Origin of the sequence: Rhizobium sp. R634, from assembly GCF_002211305.1 — a bacterium.
Classification (GTDB): domain Bacteria; phylum Pseudomonadota; class Alphaproteobacteria; order Rhizobiales; family Rhizobiaceae; genus Rhizobium.
The window spans coordinates 75,248-93,667 of record NZ_LOKW01000010.1 but is presented as its reverse complement, the minus strand read 5'-3'; the positions used below and the strand labels follow the sequence as shown (position 1 = coordinate 93,667).

The 18,420-nt window shown below is 62.4% G+C and carries 18 protein-coding genes and 1 pseudogene; 7 read left to right on the top strand and 12 right to left on the bottom strand.

Annotated features, from left to right (window positions below; genetic code table 11):
• The first annotated feature begins 346 nt into the window (after positions 1–346).
• The 3 genes from ATY77_RS13555 (at position 347) to ATY77_RS33175 (ending at position 1,921) form a co-directional block, all read left to right on the top strand.
• Positions 347–1,183 carry an alpha/beta hydrolase gene (locus tag ATY77_RS13555; RefSeq protein ID WP_088687753.1) on the top strand — a complete coding sequence of 279 codons (837 nt, stop codon included), beginning with the start codon at positions 347–349 and terminating at the stop codon, positions 1,181–1,183.
• Positions 1,184–1,342: 159 nt separating this feature from the next.
• Positions 1,343–1,519 carry a hypothetical protein gene (locus tag ATY77_RS13550; protein ID WP_190233585.1) on the top strand — a complete coding sequence of 59 codons (177 nt, stop codon included), beginning with the start codon at positions 1,343–1,345 and terminating at the stop codon, positions 1,517–1,519.
• A gap of 186 nt (positions 1,520–1,705) precedes the next feature.
• Positions 1,706–1,921, top strand: coding sequence for a hypothetical protein (locus tag ATY77_RS33175; protein WP_088687751.1), 216 nt, complete (start codon positions 1,706–1,708; stop codon positions 1,919–1,921).
• Between the two features lie 113 nt (positions 1,922–2,034).
• Here the strand turns inward: ATY77_RS33175 and ATY77_RS13540 are convergent, their stop codons facing one another.
• The 8 genes and pseudogenes from ATY77_RS13540 to ATY77_RS13505 form a co-directional block, all read right to left on the bottom strand.
• Positions 2,035–3,654 (bottom strand): hypothetical protein, encoded by a 1,620-nt coding sequence (locus ATY77_RS13540; protein WP_088687789.1) that lies wholly within the window; start codon positions 3,652–3,654, stop codon positions 2,035–2,037.
• Positions 3,655–4,096: 442 nt separating this feature from the next.
• Positions 4,097–4,531 (bottom strand): hypothetical protein, encoded by a 435-nt coding sequence (locus tag ATY77_RS13535; RefSeq protein WP_088687750.1) that lies wholly within the window; start codon positions 4,529–4,531, stop codon positions 4,097–4,099.
• A gap of 6 nt (positions 4,532–4,537) precedes the next feature.
• Positions 4,538–4,942, bottom strand: a complete 405-nt coding sequence (locus ATY77_RS13530) for a Bbp16 family capsid cement protein (RefSeq protein WP_088687749.1) — start codon at positions 4,940–4,942, stop codon at positions 4,538–4,540.
• Between the two features lie 96 nt (positions 4,943–5,038).
• Positions 5,039–6,018: pseudogene (locus tag ATY77_RS33450) on the bottom strand (major capsid protein).
• 45 nt (positions 6,019–6,063) lie between these two features.
• Positions 6,064–6,780: a hypothetical protein gene (locus ATY77_RS13520; RefSeq protein ID WP_245314337.1), complete on the bottom strand. Its 717-nt coding sequence runs from the start codon at positions 6,778–6,780 to the stop codon at positions 6,064–6,066.
• The gene (locus tag ATY77_RS13515; RefSeq protein ID WP_088687747.1) at positions 6,764–7,105 is read right to left on the bottom strand and encodes a hypothetical protein; all 342 of its coding nucleotides are present in this window, start codon (positions 7,103–7,105) and stop codon (positions 6,764–6,766) included. The genes ATY77_RS13520 and ATY77_RS13515 overlap by 17 nt, the downstream gene beginning before the upstream one ends.
• Positions 7,105–8,793: a portal protein gene (locus tag ATY77_RS13510; RefSeq protein WP_088687746.1), complete on the bottom strand. Its 1,689-nt coding sequence runs from the start codon at positions 8,791–8,793 to the stop codon at positions 7,105–7,107. Before ATY77_RS13510 ends, ATY77_RS13515 begins: the two co-directional genes overlap by 1 nt.
• Before the next feature lie 315 nt (positions 8,794–9,108).
• Entirely contained in the window at positions 9,109–9,321 is a 213-nt protein-coding gene (locus tag ATY77_RS13505; protein ID WP_088687745.1) for a hypothetical protein, read from the bottom strand.
• A gap of 537 nt (positions 9,322–9,858) precedes the next feature.
• On the opposite strand from ATY77_RS13505, the gene ATY77_RS13500 reads away from it, so the two are divergent.
• The gene (locus ATY77_RS13500; protein ID WP_141103928.1) at positions 9,859–11,271 is read left to right on the top strand and encodes an RDD family protein; all 1,413 of its coding nucleotides are present in this window, start codon (positions 9,859–9,861) and stop codon (positions 11,269–11,271) included.
• A 116-nt stretch (positions 11,272–11,387) separates the two neighbouring features.
• Here ATY77_RS13500 and ATY77_RS13495 read toward each other — a convergent pair whose 3' ends face one another.
• On the bottom strand, positions 11,388–12,878 hold the full coding sequence (locus ATY77_RS13495) for a terminase (protein WP_245314336.1): 1,491 nt from the start codon (positions 12,876–12,878) through the stop codon (positions 11,388–11,390).
• A 1-nt stretch (position 12,879) separates the two neighbouring features.
• Positions 12,880–13,413 (bottom strand): terminase small subunit, encoded by a 534-nt coding sequence (locus ATY77_RS13485; protein WP_088687742.1) that lies wholly within the window; start codon positions 13,411–13,413, stop codon positions 12,880–12,882.
• 172 nt (positions 13,414–13,585) lie between these two features.
• Here ATY77_RS13485 and ATY77_RS13480 point away from each other — a divergent pair, with 172 nt between their 5' ends.
• Complete coding sequence (locus tag ATY77_RS13480; protein ID WP_088687788.1) at positions 13,586–14,719, top strand: acyltransferase; 1,134 nt, start codon at positions 13,586–13,588, stop codon at positions 14,717–14,719.
• 40 nt (positions 14,720–14,759) lie between these two features.
• Here the strand turns inward: ATY77_RS13480 and ATY77_RS13475 are convergent, their stop codons facing one another.
• Entirely contained in the window at positions 14,760–15,818 is a 1,059-nt protein-coding gene (locus ATY77_RS13475) for a calcium-binding protein (protein ID WP_088687741.1), read from the bottom strand.
• Between the two features lie 159 nt (positions 15,819–15,977).
• The gene (locus tag ATY77_RS32845; protein ID WP_088687740.1) at positions 15,978–16,946 is read right to left on the bottom strand and encodes a hypothetical protein; all 969 of its coding nucleotides are present in this window, start codon (positions 16,944–16,946) and stop codon (positions 15,978–15,980) included.
• 206 nt (positions 16,947–17,152) lie between these two features.
• On the opposite strand from ATY77_RS32845, the gene ATY77_RS13465 reads away from it, so the two are divergent.
• Together ATY77_RS13465 and ATY77_RS13460 are read left to right on the top strand one after the other, a co-directional pair.
• A complete protein-coding gene (locus ATY77_RS13465; protein WP_088673547.1) occupies positions 17,153–17,650 on the top strand; it encodes a BA14K family protein in 498 nt (165 codons plus the stop codon).
• Between the two features lie 130 nt (positions 17,651–17,780).
• Positions 17,781–18,365, top strand: coding sequence for a GNAT family N-acetyltransferase (locus ATY77_RS13460; protein ID WP_088687739.1), 585 nt, complete (start codon positions 17,781–17,783; stop codon positions 18,363–18,365).
• The last annotated feature ends 55 nt before the right edge of the window (positions 18,366–18,420 follow it).

Sequence of the window (18,420 nt, the reverse complement as noted above, 5' to 3'; positions counted from 1 at the left end):
AGTGCCTCACCCTAAGCCAAACGCTTCGACGATAGGCACAGACTGAGCCACTCCGACGGCTCAAGAGAGCCTCATCCTGAGGTGCCCCGCAAGGGGCCTCGAAGGACGAGGCGGGCGCGCGGCAAGACCCCACCCCAAGAACGCCCTGACTGTGACCTCCGTAGCTTTACTTATCTGCGCGGTCGCTTATGGAAATCTGTCATATCAATTCGGTAGAAAGCCGGATTAGATACGTACATCAGCATCCGGCGCAATCTTTCACCTGCGCCCATGATCTTGCCCGATTGCGCCGGTGACGGCGCAGACTTCCGCCTGCATCAATCCAACCAACCAAGGGAGCCATGCCATGAGCACAGTCACCACCAAGGACGGCGTCGAGATCTTCTATAAGGATTGGGGGTCAAAGAGCGCCCAGCCGATCATGTTCCATCACGGCTGGCCGCTGAGCTCCGACGATTGGGACGCCCAGATGCTGTTCTTCCTGCACAAGGGCTATCGCGTCGTCGCCCATGACCGCCGCGGCCACGGCCGCTCCACCCAGGTCGGAGACGGCCACGATATGGATCATTACGCGGCGGACGCAGCCGCCGTCGTCGAGCATCTCGATCTGCGCAACGCCATCCATGTCGGCCATTCCACCGGCGGCGGCGAGGCGACGCATTATGTCGCCCGTCACGGCCAGCCCCAGGGCCGCGTCGCCAAGCTGGTGATCATCGGCGCCGTGCCGCCGCTGATGGTCAAGACCGAAGCCAATCCGGGCGGCCTGCCGATCGAAGTCTTCGACGGCCTGCGCAGCCAGCTCGCCGCCGACCGCGCGCAATTCTACCGCGATCTCCCGGCCGGCCCCTTCTACGGCTTCAACCGTCCCGGCGCGAACGTGTCGGAACCGGTGATCGACAATTGGTGGCGCCAGGGCATGATGGGCGGCGCCAAGGCCCATTACGACGGCATCAAGGCCTTCTCGGAAACCGATTTTACCGAGGACCTGAAGATCATCACCGTGCCGACCTTCGTCATGCACGGCGACGACGACCAGATCGTCCCGATCGCCGATTCCGCCCTGCTCTCGTCCAAGCTCCTGCAAAACGCCACGCTGAAGGTCTACGAGAAATTCTCGCATGGCATGTGCACCATCAACGCCGAGGTCATCAACGCCGATCTGCTGGCCTTCATCAAGGGCTGATCATCGCAAAATCCGGGCGCCGGCAAGGCGCCCGGCTTCACGGCTTAAACTCGGCGGTTCCCGCCGCCAAAGCCCGCTTCCGCCCAAAAGATCACGAGATCGCCGGCCGCTTTCGGCATTTTCCATGAAACCGTTTCCGCCGGTTCGCGTTTCACGCCCATGAAAAGAGAACGTGAACCCTCATCAAAGGCTTATCGGCAGGATCGTTTCGAAAATACCGAGCGAGCCGCCAAGGAAACCATCGAGGCGGAGCAGCGGGCCCGCCGGGAGAAGACGCGAAGGCTGAAAGAATTGCGCCTGTCGCGCGAAGGCGGCAAGTCTCCCGAGGCGAAATAGATCCCCACGCTCTGCGGCCGCGAGATCGACGCGCCGGCGTCCCGCCGGTCCGTCTCGATCGCTCGCGTCCTTCATTTCAAGCGTTTTCACTGTTGCGAGATTCGGGCCTTCGTCCATCTTGCAGAAGAAACGTCGCGAAATTATCTTTCTCAACAGCGATTCACCGACATCGAAAAGGGCCAGCCGATGTCAGACAAGCTGTTCAGCACACGCGACGAACCGCTCGCCTCCGCGGATCTCGACGTTTGCCGGCGCGTTCATGAAGCTCTCTGCATCGAGCTTGATATCGACAGGGGGAGCGAGAAAGCCGAAAAGATCGGCGCCCTCATCATCGAGCTTTACCGCCAGGGCGTCCACGACGAACATCAGCTTCACCTGATGGCTGGCGGACGGCACGCCTAGAGCATGATGCCGAAAAGTGTAAACGGTTTCGGACGACATCACGCTCTCTTAATGTAGAACAGGACGATTCGGGCCGACCGGGCCTAAATCGTCCTGTTCTAGCGCCTCCTGACTCACGCCGGATAGAATTTCATCTTCTCCGACTGGGGGATGCGGCTCACTGTCCTGAGGATGGTGTAGAGCAACGGATGAACGTGCGTTGTGGTGCCGGTGCCGGAGTCAAGGTTCATGGCCTTGCCATAGAGGGTGGCGTTGTCCTGCACGTTCGTCGCGAATATCTCCAGCACCTTGTAGTTCGATGTGCCGTCGCCGTTGACGACCTCACTGAGGACGGTCCGCCCGGCCCAGAGACCCGGCTGATATTCGAAGATGACCACAGCGCCGCGGGGTATCCCCGACGGCATCTTGATCGTGTCCCAGGTCGTCACCCCGTCCTGATTTCCCGGATGGCCGATCACCTTGCCGAGCGGAAACATCTCGGATGCCGGTGCCTTGGATGGATCCGCATCGGTCGTGAACGCACCGAACACGTCGATAACCCTTGCATAGCGGGAGGACGCCTTGATGGCGTCGTTGACGGCCTTGAGGGTGCCGCTCACACCATTCCAGAGAATGGGGACGCTGTAGGCAGTCGCCGTTCGACCGCCATCCGTTGACGTCATGGTGGGCCAGAGGGTCAAACCGACCACGTGCGTACCGGCGCCATATCTGGTCTTCACGCGGTCGATGAGGCCGAACTTGAAATTGGCCCAGGTGCTGGCCGTTGCATTGTTGTCGTTGCGCCCCGACTGGTCGAAGACGAAAGTCCAGGGATTGAGGCCGCCATTATAGGTGTTCTTGACGATGTCGATCAGTCCCCAGCGCAGTGTCGCGATCGTGCTGCCCGAGCCCGTCAGCTCCAGCTGCGATTTCGCGCCTGGCACGCCCATGATCAGCGGCATGGTTTCGCCCCAGACCGGATCGGGCACGTCGAGCCAGCGGCGCCAGACGCCCATATTGCCGCGCGCATCCGCCGATGCGGCGATCTCCTGGCGCTCGACGAGGCTGTCGGAAAGCACGAGCGGCACCGGCCGTCCGTCCCATCCCTTGGCGAAGATCAGCGCCGGGCCATAGGCCAGCGGCTGCGAGTTGCTGACATTGCCGACCGTATTGTAGAAACCGTCGGGGTCCCGGTCCGGCGTGCTCGGCGCATCGGCCGCCGCCAGCGCCCGCACGGATGCCAGGTCGCCCGCCGCCCAATATTTCTCGCCGCGATGACGCTGAACGCGGTAGCCGCCAAGATAGGTGTTGCCGACCGTGCCGTGCCAGGCCGTGCGGATGCCGAAAAGGGAACGTCGCGGCAGATCCGCCGGCAGCATCACCTGCCCCCAGACGATGCCGGTCGCCGCCGTCGCCGTCGCTGCGGCAAGCCCGCCGAACAGCACCGGATATTCGTTGCCGTCAGGATGCAGGAAGAACACTTCGTCGATCAGCATATCCGCGTTCGGATTGATGGTCTCCTGCGGCGAGTTGTTGCCCTGCTGGACACCGAAGCCGACGAAGGGGATCAGGAAGCTGTTGGTGGGATAGTCGGGAGACCCGAAGTAAAGTTCCGAAGCCTGATAATTGAGGCCAGCCGCATAGGTCTGCGTAAAACCGCCCGGCCACTCCACCCGGGTCGCCGCCGGCATGTAGCGGTTCGTATCGGCCATCCAGGGTGGATGCCCGCTGCCGCTGACCGGCACGACCGGCATCCCGTTATAGAGCGTACGCCCGTCCGCAATGATCACCACGCCGATCACGACCTGCTCGTTGTAGATGACTTCGCTGCCGGAGAGCACGCTGACGCCGAGCACCCGCCGGCCCTCGGTAAACAGCACGCCGCTCTCGGCTTCGCGGATACCCACCACGCGCTGCCCATTGTGCAGCACAGTCCCATCGGGAACGATATGCACGCCGGCCACACGCTGCTCATTGAAAATCTCGGCCATGATGATGCTTCATATCTGGAGTGCAGAAGGAAGGGCCAAGCGCCCTCCCAATGTTCTCTCGGCGTCATCCTCGGCCTTGTGCCGAGGATCTGCTGCCCTTTCGAACGGAAGCAGATGCTTGGGGTACAAGCCGATCAGAACAAACGAAGACCAGACGGCGGGGCCACCGGTCAGAGGGAGAGCTTGCGCCCTCCCCGTCAGTCTTTCACCCGGCAGGCACCACCCAATCGGGCTGCTGCAGGCCGAGCGCCTCCTGCAGACCATTCCCCGGCACGGCAACCTCTGTCGGCGCATCGCCGCCCAAATCTGCCGCGGCCGCACGCCGCTCGACCTCGGCCGCGATCACGCCGTCCGCTTCCTTGACATTCGGCGCCGGCTCGCCGGAGATCGCCTTCGCCAGCGCCTTGCGTTCGGCCGCGCTCAGGCCCTGCCAGTCCTCAGGGATTTCGGCCGCACCATCGGCCTCACCGCCTTTCGGCCTGACGACCCTGGCGCCGCCTGCCCCCTGCGGGGCAAGCCTTGCCCATTTCGGTCGCCTCTCCTCGTCGTTCCAGAGCGCGTCGGGCACGACGAAGGCGGCGCCGATGTCGCGCAGCTCCCCGTCGAAATAGCCCCTTTCATTTGCGATCACCGTCACCATGGCCGGTTACTCCGAAGCCGCGACCACGCCGGCGGTGATCTTGCCTGATGTCGGCGCCGTTCCCGTCAGGTCGTAGAAGAGGCGGAAGAAGCGCTCGTCGGCGTCACGCGGGATCACGTCGATGTTGAGCCGCTTGCCGAGCGCGAGATCGGCGAGCGCAAGCGCGCCTGTCGTGCCGACCTGCTTCGGCGTCGCGAAGGCTTCGTTGTCGTCGACCTGCACCTTCACCTCGAGCGAGGTCAGGTTGTTGAACGCCTCGACCACCTGGATCGAAAGCGGGATCTTCTTGCCCTTGCCGATGTTGCGAACGATGCCGGTGGCGATCGGGCCGAGGTTGATCACATTGGTGCTCGCCGCATCGGCGGTGATCGCCTGCGCATCGGAAAGCAGGCTCTGCTTGTCGAAAATCATCTGAAATGCCTCTCGTCTTGAAGGGAACTGCCCGCCGCCGCCATCGGCGACGGGCCTAAGCCGATCAGGCCGCCGTTACACCGCGGCCGGGCCGCGTTACACCGCGGCCGGCACTGCCGCCTCGGTGTTGAGGATGGCGTCGGTCTCGCGGATCGGAATGCCGCGATAGGCGCGAACTTCCTTGCCCTCGACGGTCATGTGCGTCAGCCCGGTATAGTTCGGGTTGGCCGCCAGCAGGCTTCGGTCGCTCGACTGCACGTCGAGGATTTCGAGCACGTCGCGGTTCATGTAGATCGCGATGCGGCTGGCGACGCCGTCGCGGCGGCGCGACTGCAGGCGGTAATAGGCCTTGCGCATCAGCGCCCAGAGATCGACGCTGCCGGCGAGCATGTTGGAGACGTCGATATTGGCGACGCGGGCGTTGTAGCGCCAGTCCTTGACAAACATGCCGACATGCCAGCACCAGTAGTCTTCCTTGCGGAAATAGGGCTGGCCGCTTTCGTCGAGCACGCGCTGCTCGCCCTTGTCCTCGTGGCTGACGCCGGCCTTGGTGCCCTTGGGATAGAGCAGCGAGGTGGCGTGGTCGCCCCAGGTGACGAACCAGATCGAGGTGTTGTCGCTGCCGGTGCCGCCGCCGTTCACCACCTGGTTGGCGATGGTGCCGCGCGTGTCGGAATAGCTGCTGTAGCGGGCGGACAAGCCCTTGAACTTCTCGGCGTCGTCTCGGTATTGTGGTAGAAGATGCCGGTCGCCACCTCCTGGTTCATCGCCTCCATGAAGGGTGCCGCCGAGGTCAGCCGCTCCTTGGCCGGATCGGGCGCGAGTTTCAACAGGCGCACGTCGACGCCCGACATGGCCTCGACGAAGCCTGTGGTGTCGTCGACCTGCTGCATGGTCGCCTTGGACTGCGGAACGCCCTGGTAGAGGCGGCCCCAGGCGACGGACGGCAGGCCGGTGCGGATCATGTGGCGGTGGGAAGCGCCCATGTTGCATTCGGTCGCGACCGCGTCGTCGAGAATGGGGTTCTGCTGGGACAACAGTTCGACAACCGAGCCCTCCGTCGAGCCCTTATGCATGTCGATCAGTTGAGGGAAGCTATTGCCGATTGTTGCCATGTCTCTTTAGCCTTTCGGTGCATCGTTCGGAAACAGAACATGCGCTGGATCGACGGGTCTGCCCGCTCCTCCGGCGCCGCCGGTGGCCGGGTCGTCTTCCTTGATCAACGCCCCGGCCTTCGCAAAAATACGAATAAGCTCCGGATGGTTGCCGCCACCACTCGCCTCCAGATATTCGCGCAGAGCAGGCGTTCCCATCGTGTTGACGAAGCGGCGGCTGTCGCGCACGGTCCCGTCCCACCTGCGTCCGCCGATCTCCGGATCGGTTTTCGCGTCGTCGGCCCATTTCGAAACCGTCTCGCCCCACACCTTGCCGCGCGTCTCGGCGCGCGCCGCCTGGATGGCGATGAAGCGGTCGGCAAGCTTCTGCGCTTCGCCGTTGGTCAGCCCCAGCTCACGGAAATCGGGGCCGAGCGCTGTGAGCAGCTCCTCGTCGACGGCGATGCCCTCCGGCATGGTAAGCGTGTACTTGCCATCCTCCGGCACCGTGTCGGCCTCGTCGGGCGTGGTCTCGCCGCCATCCCCAGGCTTCCCAAGTGCCGTCTCCTCATCGGATTTGACCGAATCGGCCTGACGGTCATGAGCCGGTTCATGGATTCCCTCGGCACCCTGCGGCGCATCGTCGGGGAAGAGAATATTCTCCGGCTCCGGGCCGCCGCCGCCCGTGCCTTCGGCGCTCCGGCATATGGTTGGCCGGCCGATGCGCTCATGCGTCGACATCATCGTCTTCACTCCTCATGTTGATGGTGACCTGGCGGTCGATGGCTTTGATGGTGGCGATCTCGAGCAGCAGGCTGGGGTAGAAGCGCTGGTCGATCTCGTCGAGCATGGCGATCAGCTTGCGCCCGGCCCCTTGCAGGCCGAGCGTGTAATGCGTCGTGCTCACCGCCTCGCCGGCAAAGGCTTCGCGGTAGATCGCGCATTGCTCCAGCATCCAGAACAGCACGCGCTTGCCCGAAGGCAGCGAGAAGACCTCGCGGAAGGCTGCGGCAAGCGCCTCGCGCTCCTGGCGTTCGGCGGGATTGAAATGTTCGTCGAGCCCGCCCATCAGCCGAGCCCCAGCTGCTGCAGAAGGGCCGCTCCGTTCGGGTTCTCACCGGCGCTCGCAAGCACGGCAGCCGCATCCGCGCCGGATTTCGCCGCCGGCGCCATCTTGGCAGCCATCTCCGCATTTTCGGCCATCTGCTGCTTTTGCGCCCGCGCATCGCGCAGCTGCGCCACCTCGTCGTCGGGCACCACCACCGAGGGCGGCACGCCGAGATAGTCGAAATAGAGATCGACCGCCTCGTCGGCATCGACCTTGTCGAGCACCTCGGGCTTGACGGCCGAGACCTGGCCGAGGAAGGCAAAGCCCCGCTCGATACTTCCCGTCGCCACCGCCTTCTGCGCCTGCGCCAGGATCGAGATATATTCGATCTTCAGTTCCTGATTTTGAAGCTCGCGGGGTGGTGGCGGCAGTTCGCGCCGCCGGTTGAGGATCTGGTAGGTCCGGTCGATCGTCGGCTCCAGCTGCGCGCCGTAGATATTCTCCAGCACCGGCCCGAGCGCCAGCAGCTTCTCCTCCTTGCGTTCGGCGATCTCGAACTGGTTGCGCGGCTGGATGCCCTCCATCTGCGACAGCATCAGGAAGAGGTCGGCATAGAAGGCCTGGCGGATGCGCTCCTGCGTCTCGCGGATATCGCTCGCAAGCTCGGAAAGCCGGAGCTGGATCTCCATCGCCGGCCGGAAGCCGCGCCCGGTGGGATCGTCGACATAGGTGATCTTGCCCGGCAGCAGCGAAGCCGGGTTGTTGCGCATCGAGGTCGGCCCGGTCATCGGCGGGCGCACCAGCTTGTCGATCGCCTCCAGCTTGCGCTGCTGTTCCAGCTGTAGCATCGAGATGTCGCCGAGCGCGATTTGCCCCGGCGAGGTCGCATAGTTGTCGTCGCCGGCAATTTCCCAGGCCGGCCCGATCAGCGGGTTCTCGTCGAAGCCGCTTTCTTCCAGCAGCCGCTTGTCGCCCGCCTGCTCCTCCCAATAATTGGAAAGGAACGGCTTGTTGCGCTTGTCGATCCGGTCAGGATCGCGCGAAAGCCTGGGCTCGATCGCGTGGCAGATCGTCAGCATCTCGTCATAGCGGCCATTGTCGTAGAAATTCTTCACCGTCTGGCTGACATTGTCGTAGCCGAAGCGCGAAACGATGCGCTGCACCGACCAGCGAAACCGCCGGTAAAGCGTCGTCACCCGGCCATTCTCGTCGCGCGAGATCCAGAAGCTGCCATGCAGCAGCTGCTGCATCCGCACCACCTTGTCGGCATCCTCGGACAAGATCCCGACCGACTGCCCGAATTGCCCGAGATCGCCGTAACCGGTGTGAAACGCGTTGTAGACATTGGAGGATTGGAACACCTCGCGCAGCCGCTGCTCGACGGCCGCCAGATATTCCTTCACAGGCGCGAAGTCCTTCAGATCGGGATCATAGGTCGTCAGCCGGAACCACGGCCGCGCCGGCGAGGTGATGCCGGAATGCATGCCGGATTTCAGCGTCCGGTGCGCGAAGGTGCCGGTGCTGTCGATGATCTTGGCGCGGCTCACCGCACCCTCATCCTTGTCGGTCAGCCTCAGCCGCGTCGGCTCGATATAGTCCGAAAGCTGCCGCCACACATTCTCCCACGGCTGTCGGACCCGCTTCAGCTCCTCCATCCGCCGCCGGTGATAGGTGATCTGGCTCTCATGATCAGGTGCGTTGTCGCTCATGCTTATGTCATCTCCATCCGCGCAGCGAAGCTGCATTGGTGCCATTCATGCAGGCACGGCTTGCATTGGTATCCATCCACGCAACCCGGTTGCGTTGGTGCATCCGCACGGCAGCGCCGACGCTGATAAATCCACCGGACAGGATCTCCGCTCTCCACTGTGAAAAGGCCGGCCAGCCCCTCTTTCGTCATGCTCGGGCTTGTCCCGAGCATCTGCCGACGGCGCAGCAGATCCTCGGCACAAGGCCGAGGATGACGCCAGAGGAGAACGCGGAGGTCCAAGCAAACCCTGCGCGAGCGCAAATCCCGCCCCGCCTCACTGCCCAAGCAACGTCTTCTTCTCGGTCGGCGCCGTCGTCGTCACACCACCCGGCGAAGTCAGGATCGTATCCGGCCGCGACCGCACCCGATCCTCCGTCCGCCGCGCCACCGCGGTGCGAACCGCAGCCCCATCCGGCTGCTTCAACTGCGCCGGCTCCGGCGGAAGCGCCGGCGGATCAGGCTGGGAAGGCTTGGAAAACAGACACATGGGACATCATCCATCTAGCTCGCGGGAAATAGCGTCCCGAAAGAGGGAAGAGCGCGGCAGGGCCGGAAGGCAGCAAGGGAGAGTGCGTGTCCGCCCCTGCCCCACAAAACGCTCTTCCCTCCACCCGGGAGGGTTCCACCCATGTCTACGTCCCAGATGGTTGTCGGTACGAACACCCGTACCAACGCAGGAATCGCTTCATCGACATCCGGGAGGCGCTCACCTAGTGCCTTGGCGCTCACCCCACCTTCCTCATTCCTGTGCCCGTCACAGGAATCCAGCCACGGCGCGTCCGCGCCGTGAATAACTCGCGGGGAAAGGTCGACAACGGCATGGCAGTGCGGAGCAGAAGTTCAAATCGAAAATATTACGTGTGTGGCCCGTCAGGGTGCACTTCCAAGCCATTGTTCGATATGCATAACTCCGCCCAATCGATCTTTCGTGGGGATGTATGATTTTCCGAGACCTTTTGGCTGGTTCGCTCGATCGGAAGCGCCAGCGTGAACCTCTTTGCCGAAAGCCGGCGACCTCAAGACAATGACCGCAACATCATCCCCAAATCCGCTTCTCGCCAATATCGCTGCCCTGCTATTGGCAACCGTCATCGGACTTGTCGGCTTTTCGGCGGTCATCCACGTCCAAGGACTTGATGTTCAGAAGCTGCAGACCGGCCCGCTTTTCAGGGGTCTTTTAGCTTCGGCGATCATCACGATCATCGCACCGCCGACCCGCTTCTGGTGGAGAGTCTGCGCTCTGTCCGCCGTCTATCTGATCGATCTGGCGCTAACTGCCGCCATGACGGCGTGGCTGCCGATCGCCTCGGCGAATGGTTTCGTAAGCTTGATGATTGAGAAACGATGGCAAATCGCCCTCTTCGTGAGCGCGACTGTCGGCTATTCAACACTCATCCGGCTCGGTAAAAATCGGCCCGACAGCGCTGTCGCGCCTGTCGATGCCGTCGCAATGTCCGCGAGCGCATCACTGGCCGGACCATGGCCGCGGTTTTGGGCGCGATTGGTTGACTTCTTCTTGATCCAACTGGGCTTAAGCTTTGCAGTTGGTTTGCTGACGTCGATATATGCGCCGGCTCTTTATCTCACGGTGATGGGCAAATTTGCTCCACTCTTCAACTTGATCCTGGTTCCGATAGCTGCCGTTATTCTCGGCTGCATCATGACGTTAACGGGAACAACCATCGGCAAGGCGATTGTCGGCGTTAGAATAACTCTGCCCGACGGTGAAAACGGATCCAACTTTTTCTTCCGGCGCGAGTTTCGGGTCTTGCTGGCGGGCCTTGCCCTCGGTTTGCCTATATTCTGGCCCTTTACCTTCACGCGCCAATACCACCGGCTCAAGGCCGGAAAACCTGCGAGCTATGACCAAGGCGAAGCGCCAGTCGTCGGCGGATCATCCAGACTGCGCACCGCCCTCGGCATGCTCGCCGTTGCGGTCCTGGTCGGCATCACCGCCCACCTGAATTCCGACACCGTAAGATCTGATCTCGAATTAGAGGACTTTCGGCCGTGGAAAAACCCGATCACCAACCGGACCGCCTACATCGCGCACACATGGAAAGAAGGCGAGTTCCCGGACGGCGACGGCAACGTGTTTTACTTCAATTCCGATGCACTTTTCGCCGAAGCCTTGCTGGGATATCAGCGGCTGGATTTCGACGATGTGGACCGCATAAGCTATGCGCATGCCATCGCCGATGCCTTGGCAAAGGAAGTGGTTTTGACATCGCTCTGGGCGCCCGTCACGGTGCGGGGCCACGCCGCGCTTCGCGCAACGGGCAAAAGCCTCACAGCGGCCAACGCAGCCGTGGAGATCACGATCGTAATAGAGGGTCGCAATGCCTGGCGAACATTGGTGTTCGCCCGCGGCCGGCAGGCAGACGCGGTTCCGAACAAGGAGTTTTTTATCAACGAACTCATAGGAACGATCGATTAGCGCATCGATGGAAGGTCGAAACCGAGACTAAGCACCGCCCTCTCCGCCCTCATCCTGAGGTACCCCGCCGGGGCCTCGAAGGACGAGGCCGGCCACCCGCCCGGCGGCACGCCCCCTCACCCCAGCGGACTATACTCAACCTCCACATCCACCCCGCTGCCGGCCCGCACGCCCCTCTCCCGCTTGACCACCGGCTCCGCAAAGGTCAGCGCCAGCGCATCCCCCCGGTTCGGCGAAGGCAGCCCCCGCGCCTTCATGTCCTCCTTGCTCTCCAGCTGGATCTTCCCATCCAGCCGCGCCACCGTCTCCGGCCCGACGAGATCCTGGTAGAGTGACTCATCCTTCGGATCGAGCGCCCCGCCCGCCTTGATCCAGCGCTTCTGCATGCCCCACATCTCGGCCCGCTTGTTGAGAAAGCCGGCATCGAGCGGCTTGCCCGAAAACCAGATCAGCCGCCAGGAGCGGCCCATCACCTCGCCGGCGCTGACGATGCCGGTGCCGTAGCCGGCGTCGACAAACACGGCGTCCGCCTGGTGCTCCTCCTCCAGCCGCGCGATCAGCCCCGCCACCTCCACGTCGTTGTCGTTCCTCGAAAGCGAGGCGAGGCTCTTCGAATAAAGCCCCTGCCGCAGCATGATCTCCAGCGTGTCGTCGCCGGTCCAGGCCGGATCGACGCCGAGGATGACGGGCGCGAAGGCATATTGCTCGCGGCGGAGATGGCGCATCCGCGCCTGGTCGACATCGTCTGCTGAGATGAACTGCATGGCTGACTGGCTCGGAAACTGTCCGCGCACGCGGATCTTGAAGAAATCGCTGTCTTCGCCGTGATCCTCCTGCCATTGCGCGATCTTGGCCTTGTTGGTGCCCTCCACCGTGCGGCTGTCGATCTGGCGTGTCACCCAGCGGTGACGATAGCGGCGGAAACACTCGCGAAACCGCCCGGAATTGCGCGTCGGATTGCCGAAGACGATCCAGATGATCACCGTGTTCTCGTCGGTCAGCGCACCCTCCGCCACCTCCCACACCTTGTCATGGATCTTCGAGGCCTCGTCGAATTCCAAGACAATGATCTTGCCCTGATTGTGCAGCCCGGCGAAGGCCTCGGTATTGTTGACCGACCAGGGCACGAAATCCTGCCGCCACTTGTCCGAGGCCGCCTTGTCCCGGGCGCGGATCGAGGTCGCCTGCACGTCGAACCAATGCGCTGTTATGGAGGAGCGGAACCATTTGCCGATCTCCGGCGCCGTCTTGGTGCGCATCTGCGTATCGGTATTGGCCGTCGTCACCAGCATCGCCTCGTTCCAGCAGGACATCGCCCAGTTGGAGAGCATGCCCATGCAGGCCGATTTGCCGATGCCGTGGCCTGAGACCACCGCGATCTGCAGCGGCTGAAAGCGCGTGGCGGGATCGGCGAGATGATTGCGGACGGCCGAAAAAATATCCCGCTGCCAGGCCCGCGGCCCGGCATGTCCCTCGAGCGCCCCCACACCCCAGTCCCAGGCGCTGAGGCTCCAGGCGAGCGGATCGAACTGGCAATCGCTCGCCAATTCGATAATCCCCTCGTTCGGATCGGCCTTGCGCCCCACCCTTCCAGCATCACCCATCATCTCAGCCCTCCGCCCCGCCGTCACCAGCCTTGCGCGCCTTAGCGCGCGCCAGCCGCTCGCTCAGCGCCTCCAGCCCCTTGATCTCCAGCCGGTCGTGATAAAGCGCGTGGTGCCGCGCCAGCATATCGAGCGCCTTCAGCCGGTCCGCCCGCTTGATCTTCGCCACATGCACCACGTCGCCCTTGGCCTTGGCCGAGGTATTGAACTCCAGCCCGGCAACCGCCGCCGCCGTCCTGTCGTCCCACTCCGAAGGCGCCTTCAGCGCGCCCTCCTCGTCGAACACATCGCGCACATCGCCAAAAGCAATGTCGGCGATCGCCGCAAGCACCCGCTCGGCGCTGATCTCCATTCGCTCCATCTGCGCCGCCAGCACTTTATCGATCGCGCCGCGAACCACCTCGTTCGCCATCAACCGCCAGCTATTCTTGCGTGCTAAATTTTCACTATAGCCCGCCCGCACCGCCGCCTGCGTCGCATTCAGGTCTTTCAGATATTCCGCCACGAACAGCCGCTGCTTCGCCGTCAGTCTCGCCATGGATGATCACGCCCCCGATGAGGCGCGATCATAGAAACGGGATGGTTGGGAGCAAAAATCGAGCGCGACCACATCGGCTCGTTGCAGATAATCATTGGATAACGCCGCAAAGTTGTTGATGCGAGGCCGCAAATCTTGCTATCCCTCCGCCATGAACGAAAGGGTTGCAAATATGAGTCCTTCTCGTGTGGGTGGTCGTATCGAATGCTTGGACGGCTTGCGTGGTCTCGCCGCCCTCTGGGTCCTGGTCGGACACGCCCATATTCTCACAGGCTTCAAGGTTCCGCTGATCGGCGATCCCGAACTGGGCGTGGATCTTTTCATCATGCTCTCGGGCTTCCTGATGGTCTTCCACTATCAGCGCAGACGCGGCAGGGAGCCATGGGAGGCAACGAGCACGTGGACCACCTTCTGGATTCGCCGCTACTTCAGGATTGCGCCCCTCTATTACGTGATGCTCGTCGCCGCTTTGACGCTAGGCCCGCTCATCTACGATGCCCGAATGGTGATCGACGCCTATAACGGCGTGCAGCCGCAGCTTGCGAGCCGATATCTCGACAGCAGCCTGTCGAATTATCTCGCGCATTTTTCCTTCCTGTTCGGCCTCAGCCGCGCCTATTCTTTCAGGACGGCGCTTCCCGATTGGAGCATCGGTCTCGAAATGCAGTTTTACGCCGCCCTGCCATTTATCATGATCATCGTCGGCCGCGTCGGCTGGATCAAAGGCATCACCGGCGTTGCGGCGTTCGGCGCACTGGCGACATATGTGTGCCACAAGGTCGGATACACGTTTCAGATGCCCACATTCCTGCCGCTCAAGATGCATGTCTTCGCAGCCGGCATGCTGCTCGCAGGCGCCCTATGGACGAATGAGAAGCGCGCCTATTTGTTCGCAGGCTTTGCCGGCTATCTCGTCATCGCCCCGATCGGCGGCGAGATGGACTGGCTCCATCAGATCACCAGGCTCGTCCTGGTCCTGACCTTCTTCGCGCTCATTCACACAGAGCGCCTGCCGCCGCTCGCGGCCCGGATAGCGGCTCCCGTCAGCAACTGGCTCGGCAACCGCTTCTTCCATAATCTCGGCGAGCTTTCCTTCGGCGCCTATCTCATCCACCTGCTGATCATGCAGCCCGTCGTCGCCTATCTCATTGGCGCTATCGATGTCACCAACCCCGTCCGCTGGGCTCTCACGCTGCTGATCACGATGCCGATCGTCTATGCGCTCGCCTGGCTCGGCTATACCTTCATCGAAATGCCCGGCCAAAACATCGGCAAGGCGCTCACCAAACCACGAGCCTCCGCTTAAAGAAGCCGTGTCGGCCGCGATCCGCTTTCCGGTCGCGGCCCTAATCCAAGGCCTTCTCAAGGATCGTCTTCCTGTCCCAGGAAACGCCATCGGAAAATTCGATCTTCTCGATGCCCCAATAGCCTTCGGACACGAACTGCTGTTCGACAGTGACGACCTCGCCCGTCGCAAGGACGATCACCAGCAGCTTCGTCGCATCCCGCAGCAAGGATACATCGGAGGCGGTAAGGTCGATCAGGCGAAGTGTGTCGATCTCGTTGGACATGTTAACGCCGTCATTGACAACATCGTAGCCATGGCCGCCGGCATAGACGTAGGTGTCGTCGCCGAAAGATCCCGAAAGCTTGTCGCCTCCGTCAAGTCCGATCATCAGATCGTCGCCCATGGTGCCTTCCATGGTGTCCGAGCGCGCCGTGCCTTCGATGCCCTCGGGCATAACCACGCTGATATGCGCGCTGATATCCTGCTTCGACCAGATCGTGCCGTCGTTGAAGCTAATGTTTTCGATCCCCTTCTGGCCACCGGCGAATGCCGACTTTATGAGGATCGACCCACTTTCGGCTATATCAATTGCACTCCGTTCAAGCGCGCCCACTACGCTGTTGCCTCTCCTGCCCGCACGGATCCCGGACTCCACCAGGATTGATCCGTTCTTGGCCAGATCTTCGGCGCGGACCGGAATTGCAATGATGAGATCGTCGCCCTGTTGGCGAAGGCCGATATCGCCAGGGCCTATGTCGGAAAAGAGCAGCGTGTCGAAGCCGCTGTCCTCGATGGTTTCGAGGATGGTGTCATTCCCGTCGCCGCGGGCATAGCCGTAGATATCATCGCCGGGTCCGCCGGTCAAAAGATCGTCATCCCAGTTGCCGAAGAGCGTGTCATCCCCTTCCTCACCGCGAATTTCATCCTGCCCTCCCCGGCCATATACCACGTCATCACCCGCACCGACGTGGATCCGCTGGTTGCTGTCTGGGTCGGATTTGAGGACGATGTTGTTGACGGCCCGCGCGCTATCGCGCGATGTCTGGCCGTGAATGCTCGTCGATAAAATCAGGGTCAACCCAAGGATCAGGATTGTCCGCCGCACACTCGAATTCAACGCTCTCTCCGTCCCAGGCAGGAAATGCCCGAGTGCATGAGGTTGGCCTTGCTCTGACGCGCCCGCCGGCCGACCGCCAAGGGTGAAGGCACCGAAGCATTGCCCCCTGCCATCCAGGAGGCAACGCCGCTCATTGAAACCGCTATCTCACGCGGAAGGTCACGGGCTCGTCGTCTCGCTGCTCGTGGCGGCCGTTTCGGTCGCATCCACGCCATCTGCGGCATCAGTCGTTTCCGATGTCTCGGTCGGCGTCTCCACAATCGTCGCAGGGTCTGTCGTCTCGGTGCCCTCAGCCGTCTCGCCAGTCGGGATCTCGGTCGCCGGAGTTTCAGTAACAGGCGTCTCAGCAACAGGCGTCTCGGTCGTCGGTTCTTCCGCCACCGGGTCTTCCGTCACCGGAGCCGCTGCCGCCAGCGCGTCCCTCATCTGGTCGATCGTGCCGACGGCCATGCCGATGCCGAGCGTGTCCTTCGCCCAGCCGAGAGCCTCGGGGCTGAGCGTGCCGGTCTTGGTGGCCGACGCCAGCGCTGCCATCAGGGCGGCATCGCCGAGAACGGGATCGTCAGCCGGCGGCGCGACGCCATTGGCGAGTTCGTACTGAGCATAGGCGGTGGCATAGGCCGAGAGCGCCGCCATCTTCGGATCTGCGGTATTCATCAGTGCGTGGTAGTTGCGCTTCAGCGAGTTCAGCTTGGCAAGCTCCGCCGCAGGCTTCTTCGAAGGCTTGGCTGCCGGCGCCGTGGCAAGGGTCGTCTTCTTGGTCGCGCCCTTGGTACCGACGGTCTGCTTGGCCGATTTGGTCTTGCCGGTCTTACCGATCTGGGCGGATTTGCCGGTCTGGGCGGATTTGCCCGAGCTTTTCGCGCCGCTGTTGGTCTTGCCGCTGGAGCTGCTCTTTCCGCCGCTGCTCTTGCTGCCGCCATGGCTGCCGCTGTTGCCGCTGCCACTGCCACCGCCATGGCTGCCGCCGCCACCGCCACCGCCACCGTTACCGCCACCGCCGCCGTTACCGCCGCCATTGCCACCCTTGGCGAAAGCGGGCGAGAGATCGGTGAAGACGATGTTCAGGGGCGCCAGCGCCACAGTCGTGGAGAGACAGAGAACGCCGAGAAGTCTGGAGAGCCGCATGGTAGTCCTTCCGATAGGCAGAAAATGCCGTTACACCGGAATTATTGAAGCAGCCGCCCTATAAAGATCTCATTGAGCATCTTCTTTCAATTTGAACTTTCCGCCGAATATTCCGCCATGCAGTGCCTCATTGTTTCCCAAAATGAAACTAAATCCCTTTCGCTGCGTTATCCCCTCGATACATCCGTTTACCCAAGGTGAGTGACATGAAAAGATTCGCCATCATTGCCCTGTCGATAGCGACGGCCTTCTCCGGCATGCCGGCATCGGCAGGCCCTGCCTTTGTGCCGAGTCCGGTACAACAGGCGGCGCAGCCGGCACCCGGAGGCAGCGATGCCCGGATCATGCAGGTCGGCTGCAATAACTTCACGAACTGCCCAGGCCAGTTCAACAACGGCCGCAGATGGTATCCGAGACGCCACTACAATCGTGATCGCAGCTACTATCGCGACCGCGATTATTACAGGGACGATCGTTACGGCCGCTATAACCGTCGCTATCGCCACCACGACAATACCGGCGCCATCATTGGCGGCCTGGCAGCCGGCGCCCTCATCGGCGGCATCATCGCCTCGCAGCCCCGCGCCTACAGCTCGCGCGGCTACAGCTCGCATGCCGAATATTGCTACGCCCGTTACCGGTCGTATCGCGCCTACGACAACACCTACCAGCCGAACTACGGCCCACGCCGCCAGTGCCGGTAAATCCAGTCCGCCGGCCCTGCAGCAAGCCCCGCATGAAAGTGCGGGGCTTATTGCTGCACCGTAGACGCTTTTCATCTTCCCGCAGCCGTGCCTGTCTTTCCGGACTTGCATGGCTTTGGATAGACAGTCGATGACTTCAAGAGATACAGCAAAGCCCGCCTCCCGTGTCATCCTGCTTCCGCCGGACTCGGAAAACCTGTCAGCCTTCGAGGCCGCGCTCGCCGCCGGCTGGTCTCCCGATCCGCGCCGTGCTGGCGACGAAGCCTATGTAAGCAGCGAGCTCCAGAGGCTGCGCCGGGACAGATCGAGATTCCTTAACGATCTCATAGACCGCGATAAAAAGCCCGGCTCTGAACCCGCGCTGATCACTCATCTCTTCTGGATCTGGGACGGCGAATTCTGCGGCACTATCAGCCTGCGCTTTCAACCTGGCACGGAGGAGCTGCCGCCAGAAGTGTCGGGTCATGTAGGATATTCCGTCGTGCCGTGGAAACAGGGCAATGGTCATGCGACCGCCGCGCTGAGGCTCCTGCTCGACGTCGCGGAAAAGCAGAACCTCACAAGCCTCGTCATCCTGTGCAATGAAGACAATGACGCATCGCGGCGCGTCATCGAGCGTAACGGCGGCCAGCTCTTCAGGCGCGGCCCGCATCTTTCCGACAGGCCCCAGCAAATTAAATTGTATTTCCGGCTACGCCCTGGCACCACGGCCTAGCCATCCACATGGCATAAGACGGACGGAGCACGGCTTTTCCGTCCCCGGCCCCGTC

Bases quoted from the DNA above. Each gene is read 5' to 3' on its own strand.
- ATY77_RS13465 (WP_088673547.1), top strand. From the start codon at position 17,153: ATGAAAAGATTCGCCATCATTGCCCTGTCGATAGCGACGGCCTTCTCC.
- ATY77_RS13480 (WP_088687788.1), top strand. From the start codon at position 13,586: ATGAGTCCTTCTCGTGTGGGTGGTCGTATCGAATGCTTGGACGGCTTG.
- ATY77_RS13510 (WP_088687746.1), bottom strand. From the start codon at position 8,793: ATGAGCGACAACGCACCTGATCATGAGAGCCAGATCACCTATCACCGG.
- ATY77_RS13460 (WP_088687739.1), top strand. From the start codon at position 17,781: ATGACTTCAAGAGATACAGCAAAGCCCGCCTCCCGTGTCATCCTGCTT.
- ATY77_RS13555 (WP_088687753.1), top strand. From the start codon at position 347: ATGAGCACAGTCACCACCAAGGACGGCGTCGAGATCTTCTATAAGGAT.
- ATY77_RS13520 (WP_245314337.1), bottom strand. From the start codon at position 6,780: ATGATGTCGACGCATGAGCGCATCGGCCGGCCAACCATATGCCGGAGC.
- ATY77_RS33175 (WP_088687751.1), top strand. From the start codon at position 1,706: ATGTCAGACAAGCTGTTCAGCACACGCGACGAACCGCTCGCCTCCGCG.
- ATY77_RS13540 (WP_088687789.1), bottom strand. From the start codon at position 3,654: ATGCCGGTCGTGCCGGTCAGCGGCAGCGGGCATCCACCCTGGATGGCC.
- ATY77_RS13535 (WP_088687750.1), bottom strand. From the start codon at position 4,531: ATGGTGACGGTGATCGCAAATGAAAGGGGCTATTTCGACGGGGAGCTG.
- ATY77_RS13500 (WP_141103928.1), top strand. From the start codon at position 9,859: ATGACCGCAACATCATCCCCAAATCCGCTTCTCGCCAATATCGCTGCC.
- ATY77_RS13530 (WP_088687749.1), bottom strand. From the start codon at position 4,942: ATGATTTTCGACAAGCAGAGCCTGCTTTCCGATGCGCAGGCGATCACC.
- ATY77_RS13515 (WP_088687747.1), bottom strand. From the start codon at position 7,105: ATGGGCGGGCTCGACGAACATTTCAATCCCGCCGAACGCCAGGAGCGC.
- ATY77_RS32845 (WP_088687740.1), bottom strand. From the start codon at position 16,946: ATGCGGCTCTCCAGACTTCTCGGCGTTCTCTGTCTCTCCACGACTGTG.
- ATY77_RS13505 (WP_088687745.1), bottom strand. From the start codon at position 9,321: ATGTGTCTGTTTTCCAAGCCTTCCCAGCCTGATCCGCCGGCGCTTCCG.
- ATY77_RS13550 (WP_190233585.1), top strand. From the start codon at position 1,343: ATGAAAAGAGAACGTGAACCCTCATCAAAGGCTTATCGGCAGGATCGT.
- ATY77_RS13495 (WP_245314336.1), bottom strand. From the start codon at position 12,878: ATGATGGGTGATGCTGGAAGGGTGGGGCGCAAGGCCGATCCGAACGAG.
- ATY77_RS13485 (WP_088687742.1), bottom strand. From the start codon at position 13,413: ATGGCGAGACTGACGGCGAAGCAGCGGCTGTTCGTGGCGGAATATCTG.